Origin of the sequence: Streptomyces sp. NBC_00663, assembly GCF_036226885.1 — a bacterium.
Taxonomy (GTDB): domain Bacteria; phylum Actinomycetota; class Actinomycetes; order Streptomycetales; family Streptomycetaceae; genus Streptomyces.
Genome location: NZ_CP109027.1, coordinates 3,955,091 through 3,970,794, shown reverse-complemented (window position 1 = coordinate 3,970,794; position 15,704 = coordinate 3,955,091). Strand labels below are relative to the sequence as shown.

Annotated in this window: 17 protein-coding genes and 3 tRNA genes; 16 read left to right on the top strand and 4 right to left on the bottom strand. The window is 70.7% G+C overall.

Translation table 11 applies throughout. The annotated features are described in order from the left end of the window. Positions 1-47: 47 nt before the first annotated feature. The 8 genes from OG866_RS17990 to OG866_RS17955 all read left to right on the top strand — a co-directional run bounded on the left by OG866_RS17990 (position 48) and on the right by OG866_RS17955 (position 8,179). Complete coding sequence (locus tag OG866_RS17990) at positions 48-539, top strand: 4Fe-4S binding protein (RefSeq protein WP_329344166.1); 492 nt, start codon at positions 48-50, stop codon at positions 537-539. Next, positions 536-1,210 (top strand): NADH-quinone oxidoreductase subunit J family protein, encoded by a 675-nt coding sequence (locus OG866_RS17985; protein ID WP_329335889.1) that lies wholly within the window; start codon positions 536-538, stop codon positions 1,208-1,210. Before OG866_RS17990 ends, OG866_RS17985 begins: the two co-directional genes overlap by 4 nt. Then, positions 1,210-1,623: an NADH-quinone oxidoreductase subunit NuoK gene (nuoK, locus tag OG866_RS17980; RefSeq protein ID WP_329335887.1), complete on the top strand. Its 414-nt coding sequence runs from the start codon at positions 1,210-1,212 to the stop codon at positions 1,621-1,623. The genes OG866_RS17985 and nuoK overlap by 1 nt, the downstream gene beginning before the upstream one ends. Next, on the top strand, positions 1,620-3,614 hold the full coding sequence (locus OG866_RS17975; RefSeq protein WP_329335886.1) for an NADH-quinone oxidoreductase subunit 5 family protein: 1,995 nt from the start codon (positions 1,620-1,622) through the stop codon (positions 3,612-3,614). Before nuoK ends, OG866_RS17975 begins: the two co-directional genes overlap by 4 nt. A gap of 6 nt (positions 3,615-3,620) precedes the next feature. Continuing rightward, a complete protein-coding gene (locus OG866_RS17970; protein ID WP_329335884.1) occupies positions 3,621-5,195 on the top strand; it encodes an NADH-quinone oxidoreductase subunit M in 1,575 nt (524 codons plus the stop codon). Next, positions 5,192-6,724 (top strand): NADH-quinone oxidoreductase subunit N, encoded by a 1,533-nt coding sequence (locus tag OG866_RS17965; RefSeq protein ID WP_329335882.1) that lies wholly within the window; start codon positions 5,192-5,194, stop codon positions 6,722-6,724. The genes OG866_RS17970 and OG866_RS17965 overlap by 4 nt, the downstream gene beginning before the upstream one ends. Positions 6,725-6,920: 196 nt before the next feature. Then, positions 6,921-7,784: a zinc metalloprotease HtpX gene (gene htpX / locus OG866_RS17960; RefSeq protein ID WP_329335880.1), complete on the top strand. Its 864-nt coding sequence runs from the start codon at positions 6,921-6,923 to the stop codon at positions 7,782-7,784. After that, the gene (locus OG866_RS17955) at positions 7,781-8,179 is read left to right on the top strand and encodes a YccF domain-containing protein (protein ID WP_329335879.1); all 399 of its coding nucleotides are present in this window, start codon (positions 7,781-7,783) and stop codon (positions 8,177-8,179) included. The genes htpX and OG866_RS17955 overlap by 4 nt, the downstream gene beginning before the upstream one ends. A gap of 519 nt (positions 8,180-8,698) precedes the next feature. Here OG866_RS17955 and OG866_RS17950 read toward each other — a convergent pair. Further along, on the bottom strand, positions 8,699-9,967 hold the full coding sequence (locus OG866_RS17950; protein ID WP_329335877.1) for an APC family permease: 1,269 nt from the start codon (positions 9,965-9,967) through the stop codon (positions 8,699-8,701). A gap of 197 nt (positions 9,968-10,164) precedes the next feature. Between OG866_RS17950 and OG866_RS17945 the strand changes: the two genes are divergently transcribed. Further along, complete coding sequence (locus OG866_RS17945; RefSeq protein ID WP_329335875.1) at positions 10,165-10,431, top strand: GlsB/YeaQ/YmgE family stress response membrane protein; 267 nt, start codon at positions 10,165-10,167, stop codon at positions 10,429-10,431. Positions 10,432-10,554: 123 nt separating this feature from the next. Here OG866_RS17945 and OG866_RS17940 read toward each other — a convergent pair whose 3' ends face one another. Then, positions 10,555-11,043: a YajQ family cyclic di-GMP-binding protein gene (locus OG866_RS17940; RefSeq protein WP_329335874.1), complete on the bottom strand. Its 489-nt coding sequence runs from the start codon at positions 11,041-11,043 to the stop codon at positions 10,555-10,557. Positions 11,044-11,280: 237 nt separating this feature from the next. On the opposite strand from OG866_RS17940, the gene OG866_RS17935 reads away from it, so the two are divergent. Together OG866_RS17935 and OG866_RS17930 are read left to right on the top strand one after the other, a co-directional pair. Further along, positions 11,281-11,362, top strand: a tRNA-Tyr gene (locus tag OG866_RS17935). 138 nt (positions 11,363-11,500) lie between these two features. Next, positions 11,501-11,713, top strand: a complete 213-nt coding sequence (locus tag OG866_RS17930; protein WP_329335872.1) for a hypothetical protein — start codon at positions 11,501-11,503, stop codon at positions 11,711-11,713. A 39-nt stretch (positions 11,714-11,752) separates the two neighbouring features. Here OG866_RS17930 and OG866_RS17925 read toward each other — a convergent pair whose 3' ends face one another. Further along, on the bottom strand, positions 11,753-12,409 hold the full coding sequence (locus OG866_RS17925; protein WP_329335870.1) for an NAD(P)H-binding protein: 657 nt from the start codon (positions 12,407-12,409) through the stop codon (positions 11,753-11,755). Positions 12,410-12,669: 260 nt separating this feature from the next. Continuing rightward, positions 12,670-13,926, bottom strand: a complete 1,257-nt coding sequence (locus tag OG866_RS17920) for an amidohydrolase family protein (protein ID WP_329335868.1) — start codon at positions 13,924-13,926, stop codon at positions 12,670-12,672. A 301-nt stretch (positions 13,927-14,227) separates the two neighbouring features. Between OG866_RS17920 and OG866_RS17915 the strand changes: the two genes are divergently transcribed. The 5 genes from OG866_RS17915 (at position 14,228) to OG866_RS17895 (ending at position 15,670) form a co-directional block, all read left to right on the top strand. Next, a tRNA-Thr gene (locus tag OG866_RS17915) sits at positions 14,228-14,300 on the top strand. Between the two features lie 46 nt (positions 14,301-14,346). Continuing rightward, positions 14,347-14,419: transfer RNA gene (locus tag OG866_RS17910), tRNA-Met, on the top strand. Between the two features lie 90 nt (positions 14,420-14,509). Next, complete coding sequence (gene rpmG / locus OG866_RS17905) at positions 14,510-14,674, top strand: 50S ribosomal protein L33 (RefSeq protein WP_018834916.1); 165 nt, start codon at positions 14,510-14,512, stop codon at positions 14,672-14,674. A gap of 106 nt (positions 14,675-14,780) precedes the next feature. After that, the gene (locus tag OG866_RS17900; RefSeq protein WP_329335866.1) at positions 14,781-15,233 is read left to right on the top strand and encodes a MaoC family dehydratase N-terminal domain-containing protein; all 453 of its coding nucleotides are present in this window, start codon (positions 14,781-14,783) and stop codon (positions 15,231-15,233) included. A gap of 8 nt (positions 15,234-15,241) precedes the next feature. Continuing rightward, entirely contained in the window at positions 15,242-15,670 is a 429-nt protein-coding gene (locus tag OG866_RS17895) for a MaoC family dehydratase (RefSeq protein ID WP_329344164.1), read from the top strand. Positions 15,671-15,704 lie beyond the last annotated feature (34 nt).

Genomic DNA, 15,704 nt, shown 5'->3' with positions numbered 1-15,704 from the left:
TTCCCGGCTCCGGCCTCGCCAAGGGCCTGGCCGTCACCCTGCGCACGATGACGAAGAAGACCGTCACCGAGCAGTACCCCGACGTCCAGCCCGACCTCCCGCCCCGCACCCGCGGGGTCATCGGCCTGTTCGAGGAGAACTGCACGGTCTGCATGCTGTGTGCGCGGGAGTGCCCGGACTGGTGCATCTACATCGACTCCCACAAGGAGACGGTGCCGCCCGCCGCCCCCGGCGGCCGCGAGCGCAGCCGCAACGTCCTCGACCGCTTCGCCATCGACTTCTCCCTGTGCATGTACTGCGGTATCTGCATCGAGGTCTGTCCTTTCGACGCGCTGTTCTGGTCCCCGGAGTTCGAGTACGCCGAGACCGACATCCGCGAGCTCACCCACGAACGCGACAAGCTCCGCGAGTGGATGTGGACCGTCCCGGCCCCGCCCGCCCTCGACCCCGCCGCCGAGGAGCCGAAGGAGGTCGCCGCCGCCCGTAAGACCGCCGAGAAGCTGGCTGCCCAGGCGGCACCGCAGGAGGGGGAGTCATGAGCCTTGCCGCCGAAACCCACGGCTTTCTCTCCCCGACCGGTGTCGAGATCGCCTTCCTGCTCGTCGGCCTGGTCACCTTCGGCGCCGCCCTCGTCACCGTGACCACCCGGCAGCTGGTGCACGCCGCCCTGTGGCTGGTGGTGACCCTCGGTGGCCTCGCCGTCGAATACCTCCTCCTCACCGCCGAGTTCATCGCCTGGGTGCAGGTCCTCATCTACGTCGGCTCCGTCGTCGTTCTCCTCCTCTTCGGTCTGATGCTCACCAAGGCCCCCATCGGCCGCTCCCCGGACGCGGACTCCGGCAACCGCTGGGCCGCCCTCACGGTCGCCGTCGCCTCGGCCGGTGCGTTGATCTGGGTCGTCGTCGACGCCTTCCGTACGACCTGGATCAACCTGGACGGCCCCGCCGCCGGCTCGACCGAGGCCACCGGAGCGAGCCTCTTCCAGAACTGGGTCCTGCCCTTCGAGGCCCTCTCCGTCCTGCTCCTCGCGGCCCTGGTCGGTGCGATCGTCTTGTCCCGCAAGGCGAAGGCGGAGTCGAGCCCGCCCCCTGTGAACTCCCGGGCGGTGTCCGGTGGTTCCCCCTCCGTCCCGGATTCCCGTAATCACCCGATCGGGCGAAAGATCCCGACTTCGGGAACCGGGTCGGCCGAGCAGGAAGGCGCCCGCTGATGCACCTCGCCTATCCCGCCGTACTCTCCGCCCTGCTCTTCTGCACCGGCCTCTACGGCGTCCTGGCCCGCCGCAACGCGATCCTGGTCCTGATGTCGGTCGAGCTGATGCTGAACGCCGTCAACCTCAACCTGGTCGCCTTCGACGTGTGGCTCAGCAGGACCGCGGCGGAGACGCTGCACTCCGGCCAGGCCCTGACCCTGTTCACCATCGCCATCGCCGCCGCGGAGATCGGCATCGGCCTGGCCATCGTCCTCGCCGTCTACCGCAACCGCGGCACCTCGGACATCGACAAGCTCCGCGACACCGCCGAGGGACACGGCCCCGACGGACCGGACGGTCCCGACTCCGACAACTCCGACGGCTCTGAAGGCGACGCTCCGGCGGCCGAGAAGGCAGAGGCCACCGCGTGACCACCACCACCCTCGCCGCCCTCGTCCCCCTCCTTCCCTTCCTGGGCGCGGCCGTCGGCCTGCTCCTGGGCCGCACGGCCCCCGGCTTCGTCCGCCCGCTCGCCGTGCTGCCGACGCTGGCCTCCCTCGTGCTGGCCGCCGTGGTCGCCGTACGCCAGGGCGGACACGAGGCGGTGAACGCCGCCACCGAGCTCACGCCCACCGGCTCGATCCCGATCGAACTCGCCCTGCACATCGACGGCTTCGCCGCCCTCGTCGCCGTCCTGGTCGGCCTCGTCGCGAGCTGCGTGCAGATCTACTCGACCGGCTATCTGCGCGACGACCCGCGCTACCCGTCCTACGCGGCTCTCGTCTCCCTCTTCACCTCCGCCATGCTCCTCGTCGTCTACTCGGGCGACCTGATGGTGCTCCTGGTCGGCTGGGAAGTCATGGGCATCTGCTCGTACTTCCTGGTCGGCCACTACTGGGAGACCCCGGAGGCCCGCGCCGCCTCCATCAAGGCATTCCTCGTCACCAAGCTCGGCGACGTCCCCTTCCTCATCGGCCTGTTCGCGCTCGCCAACGACGCCGGGTCCTTCCGCATCACGAAGGTCCTCGGCGCCGTCGCGAGCGGGGGACTGGACCACCCGACCCTGATCGCCCTGCTGCTCCTGGCGGGCGTGGCCGGCAAGTCGGCGCAGTTCCCGCTGCACACCTGGCTCCCGGACGCGATGGCGGGCCCCACGCCCGTCTCCGCGCTCATCCACGCGGCGACGATGGTCGCCGCCGGTGTCTATTTCGTCGCGCGACTCCTCCCCGTCTTCGAGGCCTCGCAGGCCGCGATGGTCGTCCTGGCCGTGATGGCCGCCGTCACCATGACCGGCTCGGCACTGGCCGCCCTCGCCCAGGACGACATCAAGCGCGTCCTCGCCTACTCGACGATCGGTCAGCTCGGCTACATGACCGGCGCCCTCGCCGTCGGCGACCGCGGTGCCGCCGTCTTCCACCTCCTGTCGCACGGCGCCTTCAAGGCGCTGCTGTTCCTCGCGGCAGGCGTGATCATCCACGCCGCCGGCACCAACTCGCTGGCCGCCATGTCCCGCATGGGCCACCTGCGCGACCGCGTGCCCGACGCCTACTGGACGATGACCGTGGCGCTCCTCGCACTCGCCGCGATCCCGCCGTTCAGCGGCTTCTTCTCCAAGGAGTCCGTCCTCGGCGCCGCCGAGCACGTCGCCACCGGCCACACCGAGCACGCGCCCGGCGTGGCGGGCTGGGTCGTCCTCGTCGCCGGCCTGCTCACCGCCCTGCTCACCGCGGCGTACGCGACGCGCCTGTGGCTGCTGGCCTTCCGCGGTCAGGGCGCCGAGGCCCCCGACCACGGTCGCCAGCCCCTCACCATGACCGTCGTCCTGTGGGTCCTCGCGGTCCCCTCCCTCGCCGTCGGCGGACTCGCCTACCGAGTGCTCCCCGACTGGTTCGACGGCCGTGACCTCACCCCGACCCTCACCACGTCCGTCCTCGGCACCGGCGTGGCCCTGGTCGGCGGCATCGTCACGTACGCGGCCTGGCGGCACACCACCACACTCGCGGCCCACGTACCGCTGGGCGCGGTCGCCGCCCACCCGGAGGGCGACGCGGCCCGCGTCGAGGCAGAGGCCATCGCCACCCACGAACCGGCGTACGGAGACATCGCCTACGCCCCCGACCCCGCGGATCCCGGCCGACTCCTGCTCGGCCCGCTCCACCGGCACGCGGCCGTCGGCTTCCACCTCGACGCCCTCTACTCGGCCCTCTTCGTCCGCCCGGTCCAGGCCGGCGCCACCCTCGTCCGGTTCCTCGACCGTGAGGTCGTCGAGACCTACGTGCGCGGCGCGGGCGCCCTGCCCCGACTCCTCGGCGCGGCCGTGAGGCGGGCCCAGACCGGCAATGTGCAGACCTATGTGAGCGCGCTGCTCGCCGGCACCGTCGTCCTGGTGGTCGCCGCCGTCCTCGTCGCCACGGGAGCGTGAGCAGGCGTGATCGATATCAACGAGTCCGTGATGCAGTTCCTTCTGGCGTTCGTCGTCGTCGGCCCGCTCCTCGGTGCCGTCGCCGCCCTCCTGCCGGCCCCGCCCGGGCTGAAGGGGAAGTCGCCCGAGCAGGCCGTGCTGCGGCACGGCGTGACCGTGACCGGCGTGATCCTCGTCGCCGCGATCGTCCTCGCGGTCGGCTTCGACCACGACCATCCGTCGAAGATGCAGGCCACGACCGACATCAGCTGGATCCCCGCACTCGACGTGCGCATCCACCTCGGCATCGACGGCATCTCCCTCCCCCTTCTGGTCCTGACCGCGCTGCTGACCTTCCTCTGCGCGCTCTACTCCTACTTCAAGCTGCCCGCGGGCCCCACCCCGAAGGCCTTCGTCGCCCTGCTGCTCGTCCTCGAGTCCGGCACCCTCGCGACCTTCGCTGTCCTCGATCTGCTGCTGTTCTTCCTGGCGTTCGAGACGGTGCTCATCCCGATGTACTTCCTCATCGCCCGCTGGGGCGGCGAGGACCGCACCCGGGCCGCCTGGCGATTCATCCTGTACACGCTGCTCGGCTCGGTCGTCATGCTGCTGGGCCTGCTCCTGATCGGAATCAAGGCGGGCACGTTCGACATGGTGGCACTCGCCACTGACAACGGCCGGTCGCTGACCACATCCGTGCAGGTCATCGCCGTACTGGCGATTGGGATCGGGCTCGCCGTCAAGACCCCGATGTGGCCGCTGCACAGCTGGCTGCCCGACGCCCACACCGCCGCGCCGACCGTCGGCTCGGTCCTGCTGGCCGGTGTGCTGCTGAAGATGGGTACGTACGGGTTCGTCCGGATCCTGCTGCCGATCGCCCCCGACGGCTTCGCCGACTTCGCGCCCTACCTCGCCGCCTTCGCCGTCGTCGGCATCATCTACGGATCCCTCGCCTGCCTGGCCCTCGCCAAGCAGGGCGCGAAGGGCGACCTCAAGCGCCTCATCGCCTACTCCTCCGTAGGCCACATGGGCTTCGTCCTCCTCGGCATCGCCACGATGACCCCGACCGGCGTGAACGGCGCCCTGTTCGCCAACATCGCCCACGGCCTCATCACCGGCCTGCTCTTCTTCCTGGTCGGCGCGCTCAAGGACCGCACGGGCACCACCGACCTCGACGCCCTCGCCGAACAGACCGGCGCCGCGCTCTACGGCAAGGCACCGCGCCTCGGCGGCCTGCTCGCGTTCGCCGCGGTCGCCTCCCTCGGCCTGCCCGGCCTCGCCGGGTTCTGGGGCGAGATGCTGGCCCTGTTCGGCGCGTTCGACCCCGCCGACGACCTCAGCCGCCCCGCCTTCCTCACCTTCATGGCGATCGCGGCCTTCGGCACCCTCCTCACCGCCGCGTACCTCCTCGCCGTGGTCCGCCGCGTCTGCATGGGCCCCGTACCCCAGGACGCGCCGGAACTCGCCGACGTCCACACGTACGAGTTCGCGGCCTGGACACCGCTCGTCGCCCTCACCGTCGTAGCCGGCCTGTGGCCCAAGGCCCTCCTCGGCCTGACCGACCCGGCCGTGCAGCAGCTCCTCGCAGGAGGCACCCGATGAGCTCCCTGGCCTCCGCGGCCCAGCCGTTGGCCGCGAACCTCGTCCAGTCCGTCGACTGGCTCGCCATCGCGCCGCCCACCATCGCGGCGATCGTCGGCCTCGTGGTCCTCGTCGCGGACCTGTTCGTCGGCGACGCGAAGAAGGCGCTGCTCGGCTGGCTGTCCATCGCGGGCCTGGCCGCCGCCACGGCGATGCTCCTGCCCCTCCTGGACGGCGACCGCGCGACCTTCTGCCTGTCCGGCGACACCGACGTTTGCAGCTACACGGCGGACCGCTTCACCCTCGTCCTCCAACTCCTGGTGCTCGGCGGCGCCCTGCTGGCCGCCCTCCTGTCCGTCACCACCCTCAAGGACGCCGACAAGGGACTCCCCGAAGGGGAGTACTGGTTCCTGCTGCTCTCCTCCGCCGCCGGTGCCGCCCTGCTGCCCGCCTCCCGCGACCTCGCCACCCTGATCGTCGCCCTGGAAGTCGCCTCCCTGCCGGCCTTCGCCCTCGTGGGCCTGCGCCAAGGCGACCGCAAGTCCTCCGAAGCGGCCCTGAAGTTCTTCCTCTCCTCGGTCACCGCGACCGCGGTCAGCCTCATGGGCATCAGCTTCGTGTACGCCTCCACAGGCACCCTCTACCTCACCCAGATCGCCGACCGCATCCAGCACGTCGACGGCCAGCTCCACACCCTCACCCAGACCGGCGTGGTCCTCACCCTCATCGGCTTCGCCTTCAAGACGGCCGCCGTGCCCTTCCACTTCTGGGTCCCGGACACCTACGTAGGAGCCCCGCTTCCGATCGCCGCCTACTTGTCGGTCGTCGGCAAGGCGGTCGGCTTCTCCGGCCTGATCCTCCTCACCGTCGTGGCCCTCCCGTCGTACGCCGACGTCTGGGGCCCGGCACTGGCCGCACTGGCCGCCCTCACGATGACCGTCGGCAACGTCGGCGCCCTCCGACAGCAGGCCACGCGCGCGTACAGCGCCGTACGCCTCCTCGCCTGGTCCTCCGTCGGCCAGGCCGGCTACCTCCTGGTGCCGATCGCCGCCGCTGCCTACTCCGACGACGCCGAGCACTCCATCGGCTCCACCGTCGCCTACGCCCTCATGTACGGCGCCGTGAACCTCGGCGCCTTCGCCGTGGCCGCAGTGGTGGGCCGTACGAAGTCCCGCAACCGCATCAGCGACTACCGGGGCCTGTACGCCTCCAACCCCCTCGCCGCGCTCCTCCTGGCGTTCTTCCTGCTGTGCCTTGCCGGACTCCCGCCGGGCATCATCGGTCTCTTCGCCAAGGTCACCGTCTTCTCCGCCGCCGTCGACGCCGGACTGGGCTGGCTCGCGGTGGTCATGGCCGTCAACGTCGTGATCGCGCTGTTCTACTACCTCCAGTGGACGGCCCTGCTGTTCCGCGCACCCGAGGGCGACGCCGTACGCCACGGGGTCCCCGCGCCCCTCACCGCCGCACTCGCCCTCACCGGCGTCCTCGGCATCGCCCTCTCCGGTGCGCCCCAACTGGTCCTGCGCTTCGCCGACACCGGACTCTTCTGAGGGCCCACACCACCGCATGACCAGGCCGCTTCCGGGTCCTCACCCGGACGGCTCACGCCCCGCCCCGCACGCACAAGGGAACTAGCGGCTCTCGCCTGGCGTTGACCAGAACGGGAGGGTCCACTGGACATACACCAGAAGGACCGCAGATCAGCAAGCAAAGGGTTCCCCTGCTGCACGACTTGGAGGGCGTACCGTGCACCGCCGGCACAACGGGCTCAGGACCGCAGTACTCCTCGGGGGACTGTCCGCACTCATCATCGTCATCGGCAGTTTCTTCGGCCGCATGGGGCTCGTCGTAGCGGTCCTGGTCGCTCTGGGGACGAACGCGTACGCGTACTGGAACAGCGACAAACTCGCGCTACGCGCGATGCGCGCCCGCCCGGTCAGCGAGTTCGAGGCCCCCGCGCTGTACCGCATGGTCCGAGAGCTCTCCACCCAGGCCCGCCAGCCCATGCCGCGCCTGTACATCTCCCCGACGGAGGCACCGAACGCGTTCGCGACGGGCCGCAACCCGCGCAACGCCGCGGTGTGCTGCACCGAAGGCATCCTGCGCCTCCTCGACGAGCGTGAACTGCGCGGCGTCATCGGCCACGAGCTCAGTCACGTCTACAACCGCGACATCCTGATCTCGTCGGTCGCCGGAGCCCTCGCCTCCGTGATCATGTTCCTCGTCAACTTCGCCTGGCTGATCCCGGTCGGCCGCTCCAACGACGACGACGGCCCCGGCATCCTGGGCATGCTGCTCATCATGATTCTCGGCCCGCTCGCTGCTTCCCTCATCCAGTTGGCCATCAGCCGCTCGCGCGAGTACGAGGCAGACGCCTCCGGCGCCCAGCTCACCGGCGACCCGCTGGCCCTGGCCAGCGCCCTGCGCAAGCTCGAGACCGGCACCAAGCAGCTCCCGCTGCCCCCGGAGCCCCGCATCGAGACCGCGAGCCACATGATGATCGCCAACCCCTTTCGCCCGGGCCAGGGACTGTCGAAGATGTTCACCACGCACCCGCCGATGGCGGAACGCATTGCCCGCCTCGAGAAGATGGCAGGACGCCACCAGTGAAGACAATCCTGAACGTCATATGGCTCGTCCTGAGCGGCTTCTGGCTGTTCCTCGGCTACTTGGCCGCCGGCGTGCTGCTGTGCATCACGGTTATCGGCATCCCCTTTGGCATCGCGGCGTTCCGTATCGGTGTGTACGCCCTGTGGCCCTTCGGGTACACGACGGTCGAACGCCGCGACGCCGGTGCCCCGTCCTGCGTGGGCAACGTCCTGTGGCTGATCCTCGCGGGCTGGTGGCTGGCCCTCGCCCACATCGTCACCGGCATCGCCCTCTGCGTCACGATCATCGGCATCCCGTTCGGCATCGCCAACTTCAAGCTGATCCCGGTGTCGCTGCTCCCGCTGGGCCGCGAAATCGTGTCCACCGACAAGCCGTTCGCGTCCTCGGGCTGGTAGAGCCGCGGTTTTCCACAGCCCGGCGGTTGTCCACAGGCTGCCCCGCTTGTCAGCGCCGGCCCGCATCATGAACGCATGACCGCACATGAGCAGTTGCGGGCACAGGGGACAGCCGGGACGAGCAACGCCTGCCCATGGGCCCGCACTTCACCAGAGCCCCAAGGCCACGCCCCCGCCCGCACTTTCCCAGAGCCCCAGGACCACGCCCAGGCCCGCACCGGCCCGGCACGACCCCGCCCGGCGAACATAGCCACCGCCCCGCGCACTACTCCGGCCTGAGGCGCACCCCGCCGCGACACGCCCCCGCCCGCCGCATGCCGCACCGCCGCCTACCGCGATGTGCCCCCCTCTCGCCGCCCCCGGCCGCCGCCCACCCCGGCGCCACCCCCACCCGTCGCCTGCCGCGCCGCAGCCCATTGCGACGCGCCCCCTCTCGCCGCCCAGCGCGACGCGCCCCCACCCGTGCCTACGCGCCGCCGCCCAGCGCGACGCGCCCCCGGCCGGATACCGCACCGCCGCCTACTGAGCGGCACCCCCCACCCGCCGCCGTACGCCGTACGCGACCACCCCCACGACCAGCACCCCCGCGCCCACGACCACCGAGGCCACCGGCAGCGCGAACGCCAACACCACGCACCCGAACAGCCCCACCGCCGGCACCACCCGCGCCGCCGGCGCCGAACCGAGCGTCCACGCGGAGGCGTTGGCCACCGCGTAGTACGCCAGCACACCGAAGGAGGAGAATCCGATCGCGCCCCGCACGTCCACCGTGGCGGCCAGGACCGCGACCACCGCGCCCACGGCCAGCTCCGCTCGGTGCGGCACCTGGAAACGCGGATGCACGGCCGCCAGCCAGCCGGGCAGATTCCGGTCACGAGCCATGGCCAGCGTCGTCCGCGAGACGCCCAGGATCAGGGCGAGCAGCGAGCCCAGCGCGGCCACGGCGGCGCCGACCCGCACCACCGGCACCAGCCCGGACGCCCCCGCCGCCCGCACGGCGTCGGTCAGCGGTGCGGTCGCCTGCCCGAGCCCCTCAGCCCCCAGTACGGAGAGGACAGCCACCGCCACGCACGCGTAGACGGCCAGCGCGATGCCCAGGGCCAACGGGATCGCGCGGGGGATGGTGCGCGTGGGATCCCGCACCTCCTCGCCGAGGGTCGCGATCCGCGCGTATCCCGCGAACGCGAAGAACAGGAGACCGGCGGCCTCCAGCACGCCGCCCACACCGCCCGAGGCCCCACCGCTCAGCCGCCCCGCATCGGCGGCCGCCGACCCCAGACACACCACCACGACGGAAGCGAGGACAGCGAGCACGACCGCCACGATCACGCGCGTGAGCAGCGCGGACTTCTGAACACCGCCATAGTTCACCGCGGTCAGCGCCACGACCGCCGCGACCGCCACGGCATGCGCCTGCCCCGGCCAGACGTATGTGCCCACGGTGAGCGCCATCGCCGCACAGGAGGCCGTCTTCCCGACCACGAACGACCAGCCCGCGAGGTAACCCCAGAACGGACCGAGCCGCTCCCGCCCGTACACATAGGTGCCTCCGGAGGCCGGGTACAGCGCGGCCAGCCGCGCCGAAGAGGTGGCGTTGCAGTAGGCGACCACCGCGGCGACCGCCAGCCCGACCAGCACCCCGGAACCCGCCGCACGCGCCGCGGGCCCGAGGGCGGCGAAGATGCCGGCCCCGACCATCGAACCCAGCCCGATGACCACGGCGTCGCCCACGCCAAGGGTGCGTCGCAGCTCGGAGCCGGAACCAGGACCTGCGCCGGAAGGAGACATGCGCCGCACCCTACTGACCAGTGCAACCGATCGGTGGACGCGTGACGTCCTCCTCATCAACACGGCACGAACTCGCGCTGCCGCCACAGCGGGAACGCGGAACGCACACGCGCACCTGCCCTGGCGCACAGTCGGCCGGGACGGAAATCACAGGGCCGAAACAGTGCGGGCACAGAGCGGAAGGGCAGGTTCAGGGCATGAGCATCATCGGTTGGATCATCCTGGGGCTTCTGGCCGGAGCCATCGCCAAGTTCCTGCTGCCGGGCCGCGACCCGGGCGGCTTCGTCGGTACGACCCTCATCGGCATCGCGGGCGCGTTCATCGGCGGCTGGATCTCGGCGCGCTGGCTGGACCACCCGGTCACCAAGGACTTCTACGACGGCACCACGTGGGCCGCGGCGATCGGAGGCTCACTGGTCCTCCTGATCGGTTACCGCATCCTGTTCGGCAACTCGCGCGACTGATCCGCCCCCGAACCGCAGCCAGCAGGCGAGAAGGGTGGGCACCGGCCAGGTGCCCACCCTTCCTCGTACGACACGCCACAGGCCGCGAACCAGTCATGGCACAGGCCGTGAACCAGCCGTGGACTACCGGTAGTTCACGAATTGCAGGGCGAAGTCGAAGTCCTTGCCCTTGAGCAGGGCGATGATGGCCTGAAGGTCGTCGCGGCTCTTCGAGCTGACGCGCAGCTCCTCCCCCTGGACCTGGGCCTTCACGCCCTTCGGGCCCTCGTCGCGGATGATCTTCGCCACCTTCTTCGCGTTCTCCTGGGAGATTCCCTCCTCGATCGACGCGAAGATCTTGTACTCCTTGCCGGACAGCTGAGGCTCGCCGGCGTCCAGGGCCTTCAGCGAGATACCGCGCTTGATCAGCTTGGACTGGAAGACGTCGAGGACGGCGTTCACCCGGTCCTCGGAGTTCGCCTCCATCAGGATCTTCTCGCCGGACCACGAGATGGAGGCGCCGACGCCCTTGAAGTCGTAGCGCTGGGAGATCTCCTTGGCGGTCTGGTTGAGGGCGTTGTCGACCTCCTGCCGCTCGACCTTCGAGACGATGTCGAAACTGGAGTCGGCCATGTCCTGTGGCTCCTTGTATCGGGGTGCGTATCGGGGTGCGTTCCGGGTGCGGTCGGCGGGCGTGGGGCCGCCGCCGAGCCGGGCACAGTTCCCGGGCCGCATCCGGACAAGCCTAGCCACCCCGCGTCCCCCGAGCGCTGATCAATCGGGTGGCGAAGCACCCCTCTCCATCGGGTATTGTTTACGTCGTTGCCACGGAGCACCGCCGAAAAGCGGTTCGAAGGGCAGCGAACCCCTGGCGGTGTGCCCGAGCGGCCAAAGGGAGCAGACTGTAAATCTGCCGGCTTCGCCTTCCCAGGTTCGAATCCTGGCGCCGCCACATGAAGGTAGACCCCCTCTCCATTGCGGAAACGCAGCGAAGAGGGGGTCTCTTCGTATGGCCAGGCGCTGTATCGAAGACGAGTGGTGATGTGCCTCACGATGTGGGGCGACAGCGCGTCCGGGGCACACTGACCCCATGTCCAGCCGTCGCAGAAGCTGCCCCGAATGTCAGCGTGAGATCGCCGTGGTCGCCGGACGCTTCGCGCGGCACGATCCGCCCGGAGCCCGGGAGAACGGCGAGCTCACCTCCTGCGTCGGCTCGCGCCGGCAGGCTCAACTGGGGGCCGCGCAGCCCGCGTTGGACGGCTACGCCGTTCCGGAGTTCCCCGGTCAGATGCCGCTGTTCTGAGCCCGCCCCGCGTGCGGTGAGCCGCCCGTAGGCGCGCTCTCAGTTCCCGGCCACCGACTTCACCGCCACCGACACCGGTGTCGATCCGCCGACCAGTTCCAGGGTCAGGCCGGCCGTCGCCGGTGTCTCCAGCAACTCCGCGAGCACGGCGGCCACGTCGTCCCGCGGGATCGGGCCGCGGCCCGTGTGGGCCTCCAGGCGGACGAGTCCGGTACCGGCGTCGTTCGTCAGCTGGCCCGGGCGCAGGATCGTCGAGTCCAGGGCGTCGAGGCCGCGGACGTACGCGTCGGCCTCCCCCTTGGCGCGCAGGTAGACGTCGAAGATGTCGTCGCCCTGATGCGCGGGGTCGGCGCCCATCGACGACACGACCACGTGGCGTCGTACCCGTGCCCGGACCGCCGCGTCCGCGAACAGCACCGCGGCGCCCTTGTCCACCGTGTCCTTGCGGGCCGCCCCGCTGCCCGGCCCCGCACCCGCCGCGAAGACCGCCGCGTCCGCGCCCTGCAGATGGGCCGCGACCTCCTCGACGGACGCCGACTCCAGGTCGAGCAGCACCGGTTCGGCACCCGCCTCCCGCAGGGCGTCGCCCTGTTCCGCCTTGCGGATGATGCCCGCGACCTCGTTCCCACGCGCGGTGAGCAGCCGCTCCAGCCGCAACGCGATCTGACCATGACCACCAGCGATGACAATGCGCATGTCTTCGACCGTACGCCCGTACGGCGGCATCCGCCGTACAGACCACACCCGTCGCACCGGGCGCGCGGACCTCACGGAACGGCACGGAGAGCGGTCCCGAGGGGCGGTCCTCAAACACCCTCGAACGCCCTCAAACGCCCTGAGAGACGGTCCTCAAGCGCGCCACGCAGAGCGCGCCGAGCAGAGCCCCTTCCCGCCCTCCCCCTCTACGACTAGAGCCCCCGTACGACTAGAGCCCCGCCCCGGCGAGTTGGGCCCGTCTACGACACGTCCCCCCGCCCCTGCCGAGGCAACCCCAGCTCCACAGCCGCCGCCGAGTCGCAGAACTCCCGTACCGCGCTGGTCCGCGCCACCACACGCCCCCGGTGCACCACGATGCGGCTGTAGGCGAGCGAGAGGGCCCCTGCCAGGCGTTCCCCGCGCACCGCGAGCAGTTCGGCCGGGAAACCGGCCTCCACGCGCACCTCGGGCAGCCCCAGCACGGCTCGCGCGGACGTGCTGACGGCTTCGTACGCGTCCTCCGCTCGCAGGCCGTAGCGGGAGGCCAGGAGGTACGCGGCTTCCAGCGGGTCACCCCGTCCCGCCGGGTTCGACACGTCCCGCAGCGCGCCGCTGCCGGCGGCCACCCGCACGCCGGCCGCGCGCAGCAGTCGTACGGGAGCCGTACCGCGCCGTTCCACGCCCCCGCAGCCGCCCTGTGGCAGGCATACGACCGTCAGGCCCGCCGCGGCGAGTTGGTCGGCGGTGCGGGAGGCGACCTCGGAGGGCAGACGGCCGAGGCTGCCGCAGGGGCTGAGGGTGACGCCGGGGCGCAGTCCGCCGGCCATGGCGGCGAGGCGGGACAGGCGGGCGGGGTCGGAGGCGTCCGTGTGGAGGTCGACCGGGCAGCCGTGTTCGGAGGCCACGTCCAGGACCGCCTGGACATAGCCGGTCGGATCCGGGTCGAGGTCGGGGCAGCCGCCGACCACCGAGGCGCCCATCTTCACCGCGTCCCGCAGCATGGCGAGCCCCTCGGCCCCGGCCGCACCGGTCAGCAGCCGCGGCGTCGCCACCGTGGTCAGCTCCGTGAGCCCGCGCAGCGAGCGCCGGGCCTGGAGTACGGCGGCCAGGGCGCCCAGCCCCTGTACGTCGCCCACGCGCACGTGAGCGCGCAACGCGGTCGCCCCGTGCCCGAGTTGCAGCAGCGCGGCCTCGGTCGCCCGGCGCTGGACGTCCTGGGGGTCGTACGAGACCGGTCCGTCGGCGTCGTCGGAGAGCGCGGTGTCGCCGTGGGCGTGCGGCTCGACCGGGGCCGGGAGGAGCAGATAGCCGTTCAGGTCCACGCGCGCCCCGCACGCGCGCGTGCCGCCCGCCGCCAGGCTGCCCGCTGTTCCGACCGCCTCGATGCGCCCGCCGCCGAGCCGTACGTCCACGGTCCGGCCATCGGTCAGCCGGGCCCCGCACAACAGCAGTGAGGTCGTGTCGGAGGCGCCGGACGAGGACGACGAGGGGGGCGGCTGCGGCTGGCTGTCGGGCATCGCGCTCCAGGGGCTCAAGGCTCCGGGCTCAAGGCTCAGGGCTCAGGGTTCAACGCACGTGGCTCGGACTCCGCTCCGGGCGCGGGCTGCGCGCAGCGGGGACGCAAGATCACGCAGAGTGAGTCGAGCCTAGGGCGGTGATCCGCTCACAGCGCGGAGGAGCGCAATAGTCGTACCGGTGTGGTCCGCCGTACGGGAGGGGCCTCGGAGGCTGGTGGGAATGGTGTCGGAGCGGTCTCGGGCGGGGCCTCGAAACGGATTTGGGTGAACGGCTGCGGACCGTGTAATGTCTTCATCGCTCGCCCCAATAGCTCAGTCGGTAGAGCGTCTCCATGGTAAGGAGAAGGTCTACGGTTCGATTCCGTATTGGGGCTCTGGTGGGTGAGGTTCCCGTCGCGAGACGGGACCCGATCCCATCAAAGCGGTGTAGCTCAGTCGGTAGAGCAAGCGGCTCATAATCGCTGTGTCACCGGTTCAAGTCCGGTCACCGCTACTGACAGTAGCCGATTGTGGGGTCGGTCCTTCGATCGGCTACTCTTCTTTGCGTTAAATCAGTCCTATCCGTTCGTCAAGGAGCACTCCTGTGGCTGCCACCGACGTCCGCCCGAAGATCACGCTGGCCTGCGTGGAGTGCAAGGAGCGGAACTACATCACCAAGAAGAACCGGCGTAACAACCCGGATCGTATGGAGATGAAGAAGCACTGCCCGCGTTGCAATGCGCACACCGCGCACCGCGAGACGCGATAAATCAGGCTCGTACGCGAGGCCGTCCCCAGTAGTCAGGGGGGCGGCCTCGCGTCGTTCGTAGGCCACTACCGGCCAGTACCGGCGATCAGCAGGAGGTGCCGAGCCCATGGCGCTCGACCAGTCCTTCGTGGGGCGGACCTACCCGCCCACCGAGCCCTATGAGGTGGGCCGGGAGAAGATCCGTGAGTTCGCGGAGGCCGTGGGGGACAGCAACCCGGCGTACACCGATCCGGACGCGGCCAAGGCGCTCGGGCACCCCGATGTGATCGCGCCGCCGACCTTCGTCTTCGCGATCACCTTCAAGGCTGCGGGCCAGGTCGTCGCCGACCCGCAACTGGGCCTGGACTACAGCCGCGTCGTGCACGGCGACCAGAAGTTCGCCTACAGCCGCCCGGTCCGCGCCGGTGACCGCCTCACGGTCACCTCGACCATCGAGGCGATCAAGTCCCTCGCGGGCAACGACATCGTGGACATCCGCGGCGAGGTCCACGACGAGGCCGGCGAGCACGTCGTGACCGCCCTGACCAAGCTGGTCGCGCGCGCGGCAGAGGAGGCGTGAGGAAGAACATGACGGCGAAGATCGCATACGACGACGTCGAGGTCGGCACCGAACTGCCGGCCCGGACCTTCCCCGTGACCCGGGCCACGCTCGTCCAGTACGCGGGTGCGTCGGGGGACTTCAACCCGATCCACTGGAACGAGAAGTTCGCCAAGGAGGTCGGGCTGCCGGACGTCATCGCGCACGGCATGTTCACCATGGCCGAGGCGATCCGCGTGGTGACGGACTGGGTCGGCGACCCGGGTGCCGTCGCCGAGTACGGCGTCCGCTTCACCAAGCCCGTCGTCGTCCCCAACGACGATCAGGGCGCTGTCATCGAGGTCAGCGGCAAGGTCGCGGCCAAGCTCGACGACAACACGGTCCGCGTGGACCTGACCGCGACCAGCGCCGGGCAGAAGGTGCTGGGGATGTCGCGAGCGGTCGTACGGCTGGCCTGACCGGCACATCAAGGCATGCGGTAAGGGGCGCTCT